General features: G+C 68.5%; 1 protein-coding gene and 1 pseudogene. Both read left to right on the forward strand.

Annotated features, from left to right (window positions below):
* A pseudogene (locus ABEA81_RS42395) lies at window positions 1-200 on the forward strand (ADP-forming succinate--CoA ligase subunit beta); the annotation flags it as partial.
* A gap of 3 nt (window positions 201-203) precedes the next feature.
* The coding region (locus tag ABEA81_RS42400) for a CoA-binding protein (protein ID WP_345613726.1) at window positions 204-686 on the forward strand (483 nt) is incomplete at its 3' end.

The raw sequence follows: 686 nt of genomic DNA on the forward strand, positions 1-686 counted from the left end.
CGGTGGCCACCGGCATCGTCGAGGCGCTGAAGATCCTCGGCGATGCGGCGACGAAGCCGCTGGTGGTGCGGCTGGACGGCAACAACGTCGTGGAGGGCCGCCGGATCCTCGACGAGGCGAACCACCCGCTGGTCACCCAGGTGGACACGATGGACAACGCGGCCGACAAGGCCGCTGAGCTGGCCGCGGCAGGAGCCTGAGAGATGTCGATCTTCCTCAACGAGAACAGCAAGGTCATCGTCCAGGGCATGACCGGTGGCGAGGGCACCAAGCACACCACCAAGATGCTGGCGGCCGGCACGGACGTCGTCGGTGGGGTGAACGCCCGCAAGGCCGGCACCACCGTGACGATCGGCGGGAAGGACCTCACGGTGTTCGGCACCGTCGAGGAGGCCATCAAGGAGACCGGCGCGGACGTGAGCGTGGTGTTCGTGCCGCCGCGGTTCGCCAAGGACGCGGTGATCGAGGCGATCGACGCCGAGATCCCACTGGCAGTGGTGATCACCGAGGGGATCCCGGTGCACGACTCCGCCTACTTCTGGGCGCACGCCACCGCGAAGGGCAACAAGACCCGGATCATCGGCCCGAACTGCCCGGGGATCATCTCGCCCGGGAAGTCGAACGCGGGGATCATCCCGGCCGACATCGCCGGTGCGGGGCCGATCGGGCTGGTGTCGAAGTCGGGC

Origin of the sequence: Pseudonocardia adelaidensis (assembly GCF_039543345.1) — a bacterium.
GTDB lineage: Bacteria > Actinomycetota > Actinomycetes > Mycobacteriales > Pseudonocardiaceae > Pseudonocardia > Pseudonocardia adelaidensis.